The sequence below is a fragment of the Natronorubrum amylolyticum genome (assembly GCF_052040145.1).
Taxonomy (GTDB): domain Archaea; phylum Halobacteriota; class Halobacteria; order Halobacteriales; family Natrialbaceae; genus Natronorubrum.
The window spans coordinates 966625-979551 of sequence record NZ_JBPPFW010000002.1; the positions used below are offsets into that span (position 1 = coordinate 966625).

The 12927-nt window shown below is 64.3% G+C and carries 14 protein-coding genes; 5 read left to right on the top strand and 9 right to left on the bottom strand.

The window, feature by feature from the left end; genetic code table 11:
• Positions 1 to 326: 326 nt before the first annotated feature.
• The 3 genes from ACSFDB_RS10965 (at position 327) to ACSFDB_RS10975 (ending at position 3382) form a co-directional block, all read left to right on the top strand.
• On the top strand, positions 327 to 1322 hold the full coding sequence (locus tag ACSFDB_RS10965; protein ID WP_440771018.1) for a PhoU domain-containing protein: 996 nt from the start codon (positions 327 to 329) through the stop codon (positions 1320 to 1322).
• Positions 1323 to 1404: 82 nt separating this feature from the next.
• On the top strand, positions 1405 to 2310 hold the full coding sequence (locus ACSFDB_RS10970) for a DUF7351 domain-containing protein (RefSeq protein WP_440771019.1): 906 nt from the start codon (positions 1405 to 1407) through the stop codon (positions 2308 to 2310).
• Between the two features lie 67 nt (positions 2311 to 2377).
• Positions 2378 to 3382 (top strand): DUF5787 family protein, encoded by a 1005-nt coding sequence (locus ACSFDB_RS10975; RefSeq protein ID WP_440771020.1) that lies wholly within the window; start codon positions 2378 to 2380, stop codon positions 3380 to 3382.
• Positions 3383 to 3689: 307 nt separating this feature from the next.
• Here the strand turns inward: ACSFDB_RS10975 and ACSFDB_RS10980 are convergent, their stop codons facing one another.
• From ACSFDB_RS10980 to ACSFDB_RS11020, 9 genes are all read right to left on the bottom strand, one after another.
• Complete coding sequence (locus ACSFDB_RS10980) at positions 3690 to 4187, bottom strand: cupredoxin domain-containing protein (protein ID WP_440771021.1); 498 nt, start codon at positions 4185 to 4187, stop codon at positions 3690 to 3692.
• Between the two features lie 55 nt (positions 4188 to 4242).
• Positions 4243 to 5337: a sensor histidine kinase gene (locus tag ACSFDB_RS10985; RefSeq protein ID WP_440771022.1), complete on the bottom strand. Its 1095-nt coding sequence runs from the start codon at positions 5335 to 5337 to the stop codon at positions 4243 to 4245.
• A gap of 40 nt (positions 5338 to 5377) precedes the next feature.
• Complete coding sequence (locus tag ACSFDB_RS10990) at positions 5378 to 6868, bottom strand: ATPase domain-containing protein (protein ID WP_440771023.1); 1491 nt, start codon at positions 6866 to 6868, stop codon at positions 5378 to 5380.
• Positions 6869 to 7003: 135 nt separating this feature from the next.
• The gene (locus ACSFDB_RS10995) at positions 7004 to 7828 is read right to left on the bottom strand and encodes an MBL fold metallo-hydrolase (protein ID WP_440771024.1); all 825 of its coding nucleotides are present in this window, start codon (positions 7826 to 7828) and stop codon (positions 7004 to 7006) included.
• A 90-nt stretch (positions 7829 to 7918) separates the two neighbouring features.
• The gene (locus tag ACSFDB_RS11000) at positions 7919 to 8248 is read right to left on the bottom strand and encodes a hypothetical protein (protein WP_440771025.1); all 330 of its coding nucleotides are present in this window, start codon (positions 8246 to 8248) and stop codon (positions 7919 to 7921) included.
• An 83-nt stretch (positions 8249 to 8331) separates the two neighbouring features.
• On the bottom strand, positions 8332 to 8754 hold the full coding sequence (locus ACSFDB_RS11005) for a DUF2237 family protein (RefSeq protein ID WP_440771026.1): 423 nt from the start codon (positions 8752 to 8754) through the stop codon (positions 8332 to 8334).
• Between the two features lie 64 nt (positions 8755 to 8818).
• A complete protein-coding gene (locus tag ACSFDB_RS11010; RefSeq protein ID WP_440771027.1) occupies positions 8819 to 9625 on the bottom strand; it encodes a PHP domain-containing protein in 807 nt (268 codons plus the stop codon).
• Between the two features lie 119 nt (positions 9626 to 9744).
• The gene (locus ACSFDB_RS11015; protein WP_440771028.1) at positions 9745 to 10182 is read right to left on the bottom strand and encodes a VOC family protein; all 438 of its coding nucleotides are present in this window, start codon (positions 10180 to 10182) and stop codon (positions 9745 to 9747) included.
• A gap of 103 nt (positions 10183 to 10285) precedes the next feature.
• Entirely contained in the window at positions 10286 to 11770 is a 1485-nt protein-coding gene (locus ACSFDB_RS11020) for an ATP-binding protein (protein WP_440771029.1), read from the bottom strand.
• Positions 11771 to 11981: 211 nt separating this feature from the next.
• On the opposite strand from ACSFDB_RS11020, the gene ACSFDB_RS11025 reads away from it, so the two are divergent.
• Positions 11982 to 12350 (top strand): universal stress protein, encoded by a 369-nt coding sequence (locus ACSFDB_RS11025; protein ID WP_440771030.1) that lies wholly within the window; start codon positions 11982 to 11984, stop codon positions 12348 to 12350.
• A 2-nt stretch (positions 12351 to 12352) separates the two neighbouring features.
• Positions 12353 to 12913, top strand: a complete 561-nt coding sequence (locus ACSFDB_RS11030; RefSeq protein ID WP_440771031.1) for a GNAT family N-acetyltransferase — start codon at positions 12353 to 12355, stop codon at positions 12911 to 12913.
• The last annotated feature ends 14 nt before the right edge of the window (positions 12914 to 12927 follow it).

Consider the following 12927-nt stretch of genomic DNA (forward strand, 5'->3'; position numbering starts at 1 on the left):
TTAGATTCCGGCGGATAGACGCCACATACCACCACAGTTACTCGGATTCAGTTTCGAGGATCGGTTCGGCTCGACAGTGGATATTACCCGCGATCGACGCACACCGGATCACGGTTTGGAACGTGGCTCTGAGCTGCTATCGCGCTTCCCCATCCGAGCCAATTTCTATATAGGCATACGTTCGAGTACGGCTAACTGCAGAGAAGTACATCTGCCTATGATGGCTACGTACGGTATTGTAGTCGCTTAGTTCCCGAGGTAGGAGATAGTAGATTGTCTCTATAGATCCGGGTAGATTTATAGTCCAGGCATAGAATGCGCTTCGTATGGAGACCCGCAAGGTCCAGGTGACCGGTGGCTCGACGTATACGGTCTCGCTCCCGAAGTCGTGGGCGACCGAAAACGGTGTCAGCAGCGGTTCGACCGTCGAAATATACTCCGAGGACGATACGTTACTCGTCACGCCACAGCGCGAGACGGATCACCAGGAGGGAACCCTCGAGATCGCCACGCTCGAGGACGAACAGTTGATCCGGGCCGTCCTGACGATGTACGTCAGCGGCTTCGACATTATCCGTCTCGAAGCCGGGCGGATCACGACCGACCAGCGACGGGCGATTCGCAGCGCGGTCCAGGGCCTCGTCGGCGTCGAAGTCGTCGAGGAGGGAAGCGACTCCGTCGTCGTCCAAGATCTCCTCGACTCCTCGGAACTCTCGATCGTCAACGCCGTGAGCCGGATGCGGCTGATCGCCACCTCGATGCTCGCGGACGCCGTCACGGCCCTCGTCGAGAACGACGACGACATCGCTCGCGACGTCATCGAGCGCGACGACGACGTCGACCGGCTCTTCCTCGTCGTCTCTCGGATCTTCCGCGCGACGCTCCGGTCGCCCCGTGCCGCCGAGGGGCTCGGCGTCTCCCGCGAGGACTGCTTCGACTTTCACTCGAGCGCGCGCCAACTCGAGCGCGTCGCCGACCACGCCGTCAAAATCAGCCAGCTTGCCCGCAAACTCGACGACGTTCCGGAGGACGTCGCCGACGCACTGCTCGAGTTACACGCCGATGCGTCGACGATCCTCGAGCAGTCGATGGACGCCCTCTTCGCCGAGGACAGCGATGAAGCGACGAAGTTGGGCCACGAGGCGCTCGAGTCCGTCCTCGAGATCGACGAGCACACGCGGACGATCGACGACATGCTGCGCGAACTCGATCCCGTCCAGGCCCAGTCGCTCGGCCTGATCCTCGACTCGCTCTCCCGAAGCGCCGACTACGGCGGTAACGTCGCCGAGACGGCGCTGCAGAAGGCAGCACCGCGTCCCTGATGTGCCCTCCTCTTAGTATCACCATCGTTACAAAAACGTCGTTCAGGGAACGGTTATGTTAACTGGTCACATATGCGAACGTATGAGTAAGTCTGACGCCTCGAGCGAACGCGAGACTCCCCTCGCGTGCACCGACTGTCTCGATCCGGCGGACGCCTTCGCGTTGATCGGCAACGAGACTCGCCTCGCGATCCTCGAGGCGCTGTGGCTGGCCGACGACCGCCCGGTCGCGTTTTCGGCGCTGCGACGCGAGGTCGGGATGCGCGATTCGGCGCAGTTTAACTACCACCTCCAGAAGCTGCTCGGTCAGTTCGTGGTTCAGACCGAGGACGGCTACGACTTCAAACACGCCGGCGAGAAGGTCGTCCGATCGGTGATCGCCGGCTCGTTCAACGAGCACCCGACGATCGATCCGTTCCCGGTCGAGGGCTCGTGTGTCGCCTGCGACGGGCCGCTCGAGGCCCGCTATCGGGACGAACGGCTCGCCATCGGCTGTCGCGACTGCGGCCACGGCCACGGCGAGTACGGCTTCCCGCCGGGCGGGCTGAACGACCGAACGCGAGACGAAGTTGCCGCGGCCTTCGACCAGCGGGTGAAACACCTCCACTGTCTCGCGGCCGACGGCGTCTGCCCGGAGTGCAGCGGTCGCGTCGAGTCGAGCGTCGTCGAGGACGACGACTGCTGTCTCGGGGCCACGGTACGTATCGATCACGAGTGCGTCCAGTGTGGCCACACGCTCTGCTCGGCGCCCGGTCTCCGACTGCTCGATCACTCGCAAGTCGTCGGCTTCCACCGCGAGCGCGGCGTCTCCCTCGACGAGCGTCCCTACTGGACGCTGCCGTGGTGCGTCTCCGACGACTACACCACCGTCGTCGACCGCGACCCGATCCGACTCCGGGTCTGCGTCCCGCTCGCGGGCGACGAGCTCCACGCCACGCTGGACGCGGATCTCGCGGTGCTCGAGACGACCGTCGAATCGATCGACTGAACGGCGAGCCGGCCCCGATACGCCGATTTCCGCGCGCTTTTTCCCGCTGGCCCCCCTCTCGAGGGACGTGAGTGAGTTCGCGTTCGAACTCGAGCTGTGTGCCCACCTCGAGTCGCGTCGCGAGGGGATTCTCGCCCGCCAGCTCGGCGCGAGCGTCGCCGATCCCGGCGGGCGAATTCTCGACGTGGTCTGCGTCGAGCCGGGGCCCGCGTTCGACGACCGCGTCGCCCTCTCGAGCGCCGCCGTTCCGGACGCGGCCATCGAGGCCGACGTGGGGACCGGCCGGGCGCGCTACTGGAAGGACGCCTTCGACTGCCACCCCGATCGGGCTCGACGCGCCGTCGACCGGGCCTGCGAGGTCGGCTTTTTCGAACGCGAACGCCGCAAGGGCCGCGAGTACGTCCGACAGGTGGCCCGCTATCCGGACTGGTACGACCGCATCATCGGTGTCGAGAACAAGCCCGATCTGGGTCGGCCGGGGGATCTCGAGGCCCAACTCCGAACCGATGTCAGCCTCGCGGTGGTCGACGAGATCATCCTCGCGACGGAGAGCTACGTCACGCGCGCCCACCTGAACCGGATCCCCGAGGCGGTCGGCGTCTGGCGTGTGCATCGCGAAGATGCGAGTGCGGAGGACGAGGACGGAGTTGAGATCGAGGTGATTCGGGAATCCGACCCGCTTGCCGTCGACGAGTCGGGCATCGAACCCCTCGAGTTCCACCCCGGCCGAACCGACATCGCCGTCGTTTCCCCCGACGCGAAGGCCCGCAAGCGGCGTCGAATCGCCGAGCGAGCCTACGGCAAGGGGTGGCGAACGTACGCGTTTCCGGCGTGTGGGGTTAGTCAGCCGGATGACTCGAGCGGTGCGACGCTGCCCTACTGTGCGTGGAAGGGACGGGTCGTCGACGCTGGCTCTGAGTGTGGGCCCTCGTGTGGAGGGTACGAGCCCGTTTCGGAGTCGGAGTCGCCGCCGCCGGCGGACCTCGAGTCCGAGCGCGACCGTCGAACGCCCTGGACTGCCGATCCGGACGGGAAACGGCATCGGCAGTCGGGGCTGGATCAGTTCGGGTAGGCTGTTCGCTCGTTGTGCTTACTGTACGGTGTGACAGAAAGAGATCAGGACGATATCGAGTGTTCTGCTCCCGTGGCAACAGGGAATCGCCACGTCCTCCCCAGCCGATTCGCTCACTCCCTCCGGTCGCTCGCTCATCCAGAGGAAGACGCAAAGCGTCTTCCAGGCCTTCGTTCGCGACCCTCACGAAGACCTCGCACGGTTTCAGCGACTGGCCTCGCGTTTGCTCGGCCAGTCGCCAGCGTGCGCCCCATTTACGAACGATCCGTTTCACAGCGCCGACCCGTCTATCGACTCGATCCGAGAACTAGTCGTCGCCCTCGAGAACCCGAAACGCGCCCGTGAACTCCTCGCCGTCCGCGTCGCGGCTGCCGTAGAGATACGCGCCATCGGCCCAGAAGAGTCGATCGTACTGGTAGCCCGCCTCCTGGTCGTCGACGGAGTCCTCGTCGACGTCCTCGTCCCAGACGCACTCCGGCGGGATGTCGATCGGATAGATACCGGTACTCGCCCCCTCCCAGGTCCACTCGAGGACGGTGTCCTGATCGATCTCGAGCGCGTTGGGCTCGAAGCCGCCTCCGTCGGGATCGACCCTGATCTCGACGGTCTCTTCGCCGGTGTGGTCCTCGAGGTCGCGCGCTTCGAGAACCGACTCGGCGTCGCGATCGGCTCCGTTCCCGCTCTCGTCCCCGTCGTCGTCCCCCGGATTTTCGCCTCCATCGTCGGCACTGTCCTCACCGAGACAACCGGCAAGGGCGATCGCCGCCACGGTCGTCCCGACTACCCGTCGCCTGGTCCACTCCATGGCCGAGATACGGGCTCCAGCCTCTTGAGTTCTCGACCTATCGAGGGGTGGTTTCTCACGGCCCGTCGACCGCGGGGAGCGTGAACGTGAACGTCGCTCCCTCGCCTGGCTCGGACTCCACCCAGATCCGGCCGTCGTGGCGCTCGACGATCCGCTTACAGAGGGCGAGGCCGATCCCGGTGCCGGCGTGTTCTTCGTGGCTGTGGAGCCGCTGGAAGATCTCGAAGATCCGCTCTTGGTCGCCGGGTTCGATACCGATCCCGTCGTCGCTGACCGACAGGCGCCACCGCGAGCCGACTCGCTCGCTTTCGATTCTGATCTCCGGCGTACCGGTGCCGTTGTACTCGATCGCGTTCGACAGCAGGTTCTGGAACAGCTGCCGAAGCTGGTCGGGGTCGCCCTCGACGCGGGGCAGCGGTTCGACCCGGACGTCGGCGTCGTGCTCCTCGAGCATGACCATCAGATCCGTGAGCGCGTCCTCGAGCACCGCGTTCAGGTCCGTCGGCTCGAGCGGATCTCCCTCCGAGTCGACCCGCGAGTACTCGAGCAGGCCGTCGATCATCGCGCTCATTCGATCGGCGCCGTCGATCGCGAACGCGAGAAACTCGTCGGCATCCTGGTCCAGTTCGGCGCCGTACCGCTGCTCGATGAGTTGCAGGTAGCTCGAGACCATCCGCAGGGGCTCTTGCAGGTCGTGTGAGGCCGCGTAGGCGAACTGCTCGAGGGATCTGTTGGACTCCTCGAGTCTCGCGATGTAGTGGCGGAGCTCTTTCGACTGCGACCGACGGGTGAGAAGGGTGTTCAGCCGCCGAAAGAGAACGTTTCGATCGATCGGCGCATCGACGATTTCGTCGACGAGCAGGGGTGGCTCGCGCTCGTCCGGATCCGGAAGCGAGATCCGAAGCCTGCTGTCCCGGCGACGGATAACGATGACCGGACAGAAGACCGGATAGCTCTCTTCGACGCGCTCGCGCAAGTCGCGGTGATACTCGGGGAACGTGTGATCGTCGATGAGATAGCAGTCGGCCTCGCCGACCGCCTGCTCGGTCTCGACCTCGTAGTGTCCCTCGAGCAGCGCCTCGACCGCAGCACGATTGCCCGCTTCGCCGATGAGTAACCGAATCGTTCCCCGCTGGTCGGCGGCCGTCATGGGTGGGAACCGGCGAACCGGCGTCCGATGACTGGTCCCGTCATTCGGTTCGGGTACTGTTCGCGGGACCGCTCGTTCTCGGGGATCCCTGAAGAATTCCGTAGAGACCCGTCAGTGGTTCACCCACGTGGATTCCGTTCGACGTGATTTCGAACTCGCGGAGACTGTGTTCGAACCCGCCGGTGCGCTTTTTCAACACGCCGATGACCTTTCGGAGGCTGCCGTCCATCTCGACGTAGCTCAGGAACATGAGATTGTCCGCGATATAGCTCAAATCTCCGCTCGTCGCCCTGGAGATGCCCGTGATTTCGGATATCTCGTTCGTGATGATCACCGTCACGCCGCGGCTCTTCAGATACCGAGTCAGCGCGTGCAGTTTCCGCACGAGTTCGGACTCCTGTCCCTGCAGCGAGACCGTGTAGCCGTCGATCCCGTCGATCATCACGATGTCCGTCCCCTGTTCGTCTACCTGCTGTTTGACCATGTGGGCGAACTCCTCGCCCGAGCGCGTGAGCGGTTCGACTTCGGTCACCGCGAGCGCCCCCTCCTCGCGCAATTGTTCGACCGGCATGCCGATCGATTCCGATCGGTGGTTGTACGTGCGCCCGTCCTCTTCGAAGAGGTAGACCGCCGACTGAAGACCACTTGCGGCCGCCTGACACAGCAACTGCGTACCAGTCGACGTCTTTCCGGTCCCCGTCGGACCGCTGATGAACGTCACGGTCCCTTGCTCGAAACCGCCGCCGATCAGGTCATCGAGTTCGTCGATACCGAACTGGACACGCTCGGATTCGAAGCGACGGTCCCGCGCGGCCTGTCCGTCGGCCCGTTCGGGAATCAACTGCGGAAATACCTCGAGACCATCGCCGCGGATCTCCATCCCGTGATCTCCCTCCATCTGGCCGCGTGCGCGGTGTTTCGCGGCTTTGATCCGACGGCCGCTATCGCCTCGAGTGAGTTCGAGAATCCCGTCACTGAGCGAGCGGATCTCCGTATCGTACTCCTGTCCGGTGGCCGACGTCGCCGTCGCGATCACGGTTACGTCGCGCTGCTTGAGAAAGCGCATAAACGAGAGGATGCGCTTTCGAAACTGGTGGTCGTTCGCCTCGACGTATCGCAGTTGCGTGATCGGATCGACCACGACACGGTCCGGGTCGATTTCGCGGATGGCGTCGTGAATGTCCTGCGTGTACCGATCCTGCTGGATATCGCTCGGATTGACCAGATCATAGGAGTAGTCCTCGATGAAGAACTCGGAGTCGGGTCCCAGGTCGAGAAATTCCGCCTCGGAGATGTCGATGCCGATTGCGGCCCCGTTCGCGAGGATCTCCTCGCGAGACTCCTCGCTGTGAATGAACAGTACCGTCTCGCCCGCCTCGATCCCCTCCTCGAGAAAGTGCATGCCGAGCAGCGTCTTGCCGGTACCCGGCTGGCCCTGAATGAGATACATTCGGCCGGTGACGAGACCGCCGCAGAGAATAGCGTCTACCCCATCGACTCCGCTACGTATCGATGACACGCTCGGTTCCATGTACCCATACACGGAACTGACGGTTATGAATTACACCATCCGAACTGTTCTCGAACGCACAGGAAACGGTCACAGTCACGGCTATCCGCACAGTTGTACCCTGCATCACCAGCTCTCGAGTCGGTCGGACACGGCTTACAGCACGTACTGCTCGCCGTCGATCGCCAGCGGCTCCTCGAACGCCTCGTCGGCCGGGTAGTAGTGTGCGAGGTGGACCAGTCGCGTTCGCTCGGCGTTCAGTTCGTCGGCCAGTTCGAGCGCGCCCTCTCGAGTCATGTGTTTCGTTCCGAACGTCCGGGGAACGCCCGCCTCGTTCTCGTGGCGGCCGCCGATCGGGTGGTACTCACAGAGGTGTGCGGGGACGATGCCGTCCGCGAGCAACAAGTCGGGGTCGCTGAGGACCTCGCGAGAGTTCGCCGGAACGTTGTAGCTTGTATCGCCCGAGAGCGACAGTTTCGCGCCCGTCTCGGGAGCCTCGATTGCGACGCCGTAACACAGCAGCGGCGGGTGTTCGACCGGGACCAGCGTCACGTCGAAGCCACAGATCCGAACCGACTCGAGAGGCGTCGTCGGGTGGACGTCGATCGGCTCGAGGTAGTGGTAGTCCGCTCGGACCGTCTCGGCGACGCTCTTGCCCGTTTTGGGGTCGGTTTCGTTCGCCGCGTAGACGTCGAGGGAGTCGAAGACGCGAAAGACGTTGCCGAGTCCGTCGAGGTGATCGAAGTGGATGTGCGTGACGATGGCGGCGTCGGGCAGCGGGACGTCGTCACGCAGGAACTGGTACCGAAAGTCGGGGCTGAAGTCGATCAGCAGCGACTCCTCGGTGCGTTCGTTCTCCACGTGAACCGAAAATCTGGTCCGCTCGATACCGCGCTCGCGGGCGGTCTCGCAGGTGTCACAGTCACAGCCGACGGTGGGCGTCCCGGTCGTGTCGCCGGTTCCGAGCAGGGTGACGCGCATGGTCAGCGTCGTCCTCCGCGGGAGTCCGGTACCCTCCTGACTCGCTCGTCCGTTACGGCTCGGTACACGGGATCGCCGGCCCGTCGTCGCCTACACATACGACCGCCCTTCTTCGAACGCCGTCCGCACGAACGGATGATCCTGGCTGGCTTCGAACCGCTCGACCGGCAGCACGTAGACCGAGGTGACGACCCCGTGTTCGAGACCGACGCGCTCGCCGAGTCCCTCGAGTTGCTGTTCGGCGGCCTCGTCGTGGTCCTCGAGGACGACCAGCGCCTCCCACTCCGTGTGCATGCCGTGGTCGTCACCTCGGACCGCGTCACCGAAGACGACGAGGTGACGGATCGAGTCGCCGTACTCCGCCTGCGCTCGCTCGGCGAACGCGTCCGCGGCGCTTCCCTGTGACGATCCATCGCTCATTGGCGTCCGATTAGAACCCGCCACATAAAGGGTATTCCCCCGCCGGTCGTCTCCGGTCGTCCGATCCGACGGTCGATTGCGAACTACTCTGTCTCGAACCCGTCTGTGGACGCACCTTCGTCCGCGTCTCCTCCGCCGCGTTCGCTGCGCTCGTACTCGTGCTCTCGCAGCAGATCCGGCTCGACATCGCGGAGGACGGCCTCGTGAGTCGCCTCGAGGACCACCGGCGGTGCACAGTCGGCCTCGACCGACTCTATCCATCGCCCGAGACAGAGACACCACCGGTCCCCAGGCTCGAGACCGGGGAACTCGGGTTTCGGCGTGACGAGGTCGTTCCCCCGAGCGCTGCTGAACCGCAGGAACTCCTCGGTCATCACGGCACAGATCTCGTGACGGCCTCGGTCCGATTCGACGCGGCGACAGCAGCCGTCCCGGAGAAAGCCGGTCGATGGATCGGTGCTACAGGGCTCGAGGTCGGTCCCGTAGACGTTCCGGTCCGTACTCATACTCGGGCTATCGGATCCCGCCGACAAAAAGGCGTGTCCTCGGTATCCGATGATCGGGATCGACTCAGCCGTCAGTCGGGACGCGTCGAGCCTCGAGTCCCGGCGGTTCGACCGACTCGAGATCGTGGCGCTCGAAGTACGTCTCGAGGAACGCGGCTCGGTCGCCGATTTCGCTCGGCCGGTGGGAGTCGGAGCCGACGGTGACGGCGACGTCGTGCTCCCGTAACACGTCGAGGAACGACTCGGAGGGGTGGACGATCGCCATGTCGGCGATCGCTCGGCCGGCGTTGATTTCGGGAACCGTCCGCGAGTCCGCGAGCGCCCGGGCGACGGGTTCGTAGTGGTCCGTCGTCGCCCGCCCGCGCAAGGGTGGCGTCCGTTCGAGCAGATCGATGTGGGCCGCGACGTCGAACAGCTCCGACTCGATCAGCGAGACGAGGTTCTCGAAGTAGCCGTCGACGAGTTCGTCACGCCTCGCGTCTGATAGCTCCGTAAAATTGCTCGGCACCTGCACGTTTAGCCCGTCGACGGCGTGGACGCTGCCGATCGTGTAGTCGAACGTCGCCTCCTCGAGAAAGTCGCGAATCTCGCGTTCGTCGCGAGGGTCGTAGTCCATCTCGACGCCGTCGTAGATCTCGATCGAGACGTCCTCGCGGGTTCGAAGTTCCTCGATGGCTCGCCGTCGACGCTCGTAGGTTACGTCCAGGTTGAAGCCGTAGATGGTTCGGGTCGTCGCCGGCTTCTCGCGGGACGACACCGTACAGTGGTCCGTCAGCCCGATCCCCTCGAGTCCGGCCGCTTCGGCGGCCTCGACCATCCCCTGGAGAAATCCCCCGTCGGAGTAGGTCGTGTGCGTGTGGAAGTCCTTCATACGCGGACGACGCCGGGCGGACAGTTGGGCGTTTCGCTCGGTCTCACCTGCTATAGTAGCCACTGAAAGTCGATGCAAACCCGATCGCACAGCCGTCATGCGATCGGTGTTAAATCGTTTCAGTTGGTACTATCCGACCGCGAGACGTCCGGCGCGACGACCTCGACTTTGATTCCCTCCGGGTCCTCGCAGTAGAGCGCGTAGTAGCCACCGGCGTAGGGGTGGCGATCCTCGTAGAGCACCGTCGAGTCCGCCCGCTCGTGAACGCCGTCCGTAAGCCGATCGACCTGCTCTCGAGAGGAGCCGTGAAAAGCGAGGTGGTTCAGACCGGCGGCCTGGCGGTCGAACGGCTGGTCGGCGTCGTCCGCTTGGACGAGCACGAGATACGTCGGCCCGTTGATCCACGACCGACCCCCCTCCCACTCGTTTTTCTGTTCGTAGCCGAGTTCGGCCAGCAGCCAGTCCCAGAACGCGACGGACGCCTCGAGATCGGACGCGTACAGTTCGACGTGATGAAGCCCTCCGGCGTGGGCCGGATCGGCGTGGTCGCGGCTCATACTGGTGATCTGGCGGCCTCGATCAATACTGTTCGGGAGCTGACTCGATACCCGTGAAAAGTGACTCGGGACGGTGGACGCTGCCCTCGGTCGAGTACCGGCGTTAGTGACTGTGGTCGTGGGCGTGATCGCCGTGAGCGTGGTCGTGATCGTGATCTCCGTGGTCGTGGCTGTGATCGTGTCCCTCCTCGGAGCCGTCCGGCTCGCCGCCGTCGCTGGCCTTTCCGAGGTCCCCGCCCGCGACGAGCGCGTCGTGGTCGCCGCCCATCATGTCCATGTTCTTCAGCGTGTCACGCTCCTCGAACTCCTCGACGGCGTTGAGCAGGTCCTCCTGGGTCAGCGTCGTTCGGTCTTCTGTCAGGGCCTCGAGGACGGCCTCTCGCAACACCATCCGAAGGTCGCTGCCGGTCAGTCCTTCAGTGACCTCGGCGATGAGGTGGGGTTCGAACTCGTCGATATCCATCGTGCGGGTGATAAGCGAGAGGATGTCCGCCCGCATGGTGTAGTCGGGTTTCGGGAAGTTGATGATCTCGTCGAAGCGCCGCCAGGCGGCGTCGTCGAGCTGGTCGGGGTGGTTGGTCGCCCCGATCAACAGGACGTCGTCTTCGATGAGCGAGATGTTGTCGATGCTCTTGAGGAGCGTGTTGACCGCGCGTTTGAGGGCGGCGTGTTCGTCGCTGCTTCTGGTCTTGGCGACGAAGTCGAACTCGTCGATGAAGAGGATACACGGCGAGAGCCGTTTGGCGACCTCGAACGTCTTGTCGACGTTCTTGGCCGTCTCGCCGAGATACTGGCTCGTGATCATCGACAGTTTGACCTCGACGAACGGGAGATCCATGTCCTGAGCCAGCGCCTGCGCCGTCGACGTCTTCCCGGTCCCCGGCGGCCCGACGAACAGCAGTTTCCCGATCTCGCGAAGCCCGATATTCGCGAGATAGTCGCGGTGTTCGATCGCCTTCGCGATCTTGTTGAGTTCGTTCTCCTGATCCTTGGTAAGCACGAGGTCGTCGAGGGACATGTCGACCTCCTCCGGCGCTCGAACCTCGACGAGATCGAGCATCTCCTCGTCGTCTTCCTCGTCGAAGTACTCGTCGAGCAGCCCGTCGATCCAGACGCGGTCGGCCTGAATCGGCCGGTTTTCCTCCCGCGCTTCCTCGTGGGTCACGTCGAACTGGTCGCCGTGTTCCTCGTGGGTCGTGAAATGTTTCGCCAGCGTCGGGTTCTCGCGCAGTCGCTCGTCATCGACGCGCTCCGCGAACCACTGCTCGGCCATCCCCTCCTGGGCGAGGGTGATCGTTCCCGAGAACTCGTCGCGTTCGGTGAACATCAGCTCCGAGATGGCGTCCCAGGGTCGGTCGACCTCCGTCGCCTCGCGGGCAGTCGCGTTGGTCGCCGAGAGTGGACGGCTGATGCCGGCGTGTTTGCGACCGTCTCCACCGTCGCCACCGTCACCGTCATTCTCGACACCCCCGGTCCAGAAGACCCGCCGGAACGCCGGCGGGAGATCGTTCTCGTCTAGCGTCCTGTCGTCCGAATACACGCTCGTCGTGAGCAGGAACTCCACGACATCGAGCGCCGCATCACTCATTCCGTCATCGTATTCACCACACGCTCTTAACGTCGTCGTCCTGCGCAACGTCTGCGGCCGATACGCGCGGTGTTCACTCACACTCGAGTATCCGTTCATCCGTTCGTGACGATCGAGAACGGGGGTCGACGACTCGCGGCCACCCCGATGCCCCCTCGAGGGCGGTCCCAGCGGCACAACGGTTTTCGTGCATGGGTGCACAGTCATGCGTATGAACGTCTTAGTGGGAATCGTCGGCAGCGACGAATCGATCAAGACACTCCGCCGGACGATCGATCGCACCCACGAGGTCGGCGACGACCTCACCGTCGCGGTCGTCGATAAACCCGAGGCGAAACGCTCACAGGATGCGATGGCCGAACGGGCTGGAGAGCTGCTCTCGGAGGCCGGCGTCGACGCCGAGATCGTCCAACTCGAGGGCGATCCCGGCAGTTCGCTAGTCGACTACGCCGAACAGGGAGAGTACGATCAGCTGGTGATCGGCGGCGGCACCCTGAGCCCGATGGGGAAGATCCAACTCGGTCCGATCACCGAGTTCGTCCTGTTGAACGCGCCGACGACCGTCAAACTGGTGCGATAACGATGGCTGGCACGCGACCGTACCCGGACGAATCAGCCGGACCGTTTCCCGCACCGCCGACGACCCTCGAGGACGGAGCGGGCCGCCAGATCGAGGTTCTGGCGTCCGACGACTTCGAAGACACCCTCGAGGACGTCGTCGAGATGTACGACCAGTTCGACCCGACCGACCGAGCCCAGGGGATCCCCCCGACCGGGGAGGAGCGCATTCGCAACTGGCTCGAGACGATCGCCGACGAGAGCGTCAACGTCGTCGCCCGCCACGGCGAGGACGTGATCGGCCACGCGATGCTCGTCCCCGACACCGACGACCCCGCCTCGATCGAGGACAACGCCGACATCGAGTGGGAGCTGGCGATCTTCGTCCTGCAGGCCTACCAGCGCGCCGGGATCGGAACGATGCTGCTCGAGCACCTCCTCGGACACGCGAGCACCGTCGGCATCGATCGGGTGTGGCTGACCGTCGAGCGCTGGAACAATCCGGCGATCGCGCTCTACGAGCGGGTCGGCTTCGAGTCGACGGGCACCGAAAGCTTTGAACAGGAGATGGCGATCCGGCTGTAGCGGCCGGGAGCTGT

Coding starts and splice junctions, on each gene's coding strand:
- ACSFDB_RS11030 (WP_440771031.1), top strand. CDS start 12,353: ATGGCTGGCACGCGACCGTACCCGGACGAATCAGCCGGACCGTTTCCC.
- ACSFDB_RS10995 (WP_440771024.1), bottom strand. CDS start 7,828: ATGCGCGTCACCCTGCTCGGAACCGGCGACACGACCGGGACGCCCACC.
- ACSFDB_RS10990 (WP_440771023.1), bottom strand. CDS start 6,868: ATGGAACCGAGCGTGTCATCGATACGTAGCGGAGTCGATGGGGTAGAC.
- ACSFDB_RS10965 (WP_440771018.1), top strand. CDS start 327: ATGGAGACCCGCAAGGTCCAGGTGACCGGTGGCTCGACGTATACGGTC.
- ACSFDB_RS10980 (WP_440771021.1), bottom strand. CDS start 4,187: ATGGAGTGGACCAGGCGACGGGTAGTCGGGACGACCGTGGCGGCGATC.
- ACSFDB_RS11020 (WP_440771029.1), bottom strand. CDS start 11,770: ATGAGTGATGCGGCGCTCGATGTCGTGGAGTTCCTGCTCACGACGAGC.
- ACSFDB_RS10970 (WP_440771019.1), top strand. CDS start 1,405: ATGAGTAAGTCTGACGCCTCGAGCGAACGCGAGACTCCCCTCGCGTGC.
- ACSFDB_RS11010 (WP_440771027.1), bottom strand. CDS start 9,625: ATGAAGGACTTCCACACGCACACGACCTACTCCGACGGGGGATTTCTC.
- ACSFDB_RS11000 (WP_440771025.1), bottom strand. CDS start 8,248: ATGAGCGATGGATCGTCACAGGGAAGCGCCGCGGACGCGTTCGCCGAG.
- ACSFDB_RS10985 (WP_440771022.1), bottom strand. CDS start 5,337: ATGACGGCCGCCGACCAGCGGGGAACGATTCGGTTACTCATCGGCGAA.
- ACSFDB_RS11005 (WP_440771026.1), bottom strand. CDS start 8,754: ATGAGTACGGACCGGAACGTCTACGGGACCGACCTCGAGCCCTGTAGC.
- ACSFDB_RS11025 (WP_440771030.1), top strand. CDS start 11,982: ATGAACGTCTTAGTGGGAATCGTCGGCAGCGACGAATCGATCAAGACA.
- ACSFDB_RS11015 (WP_440771028.1), bottom strand. CDS start 10,182: ATGAGCCGCGACCACGCCGATCCGGCCCACGCCGGAGGGCTTCATCAC.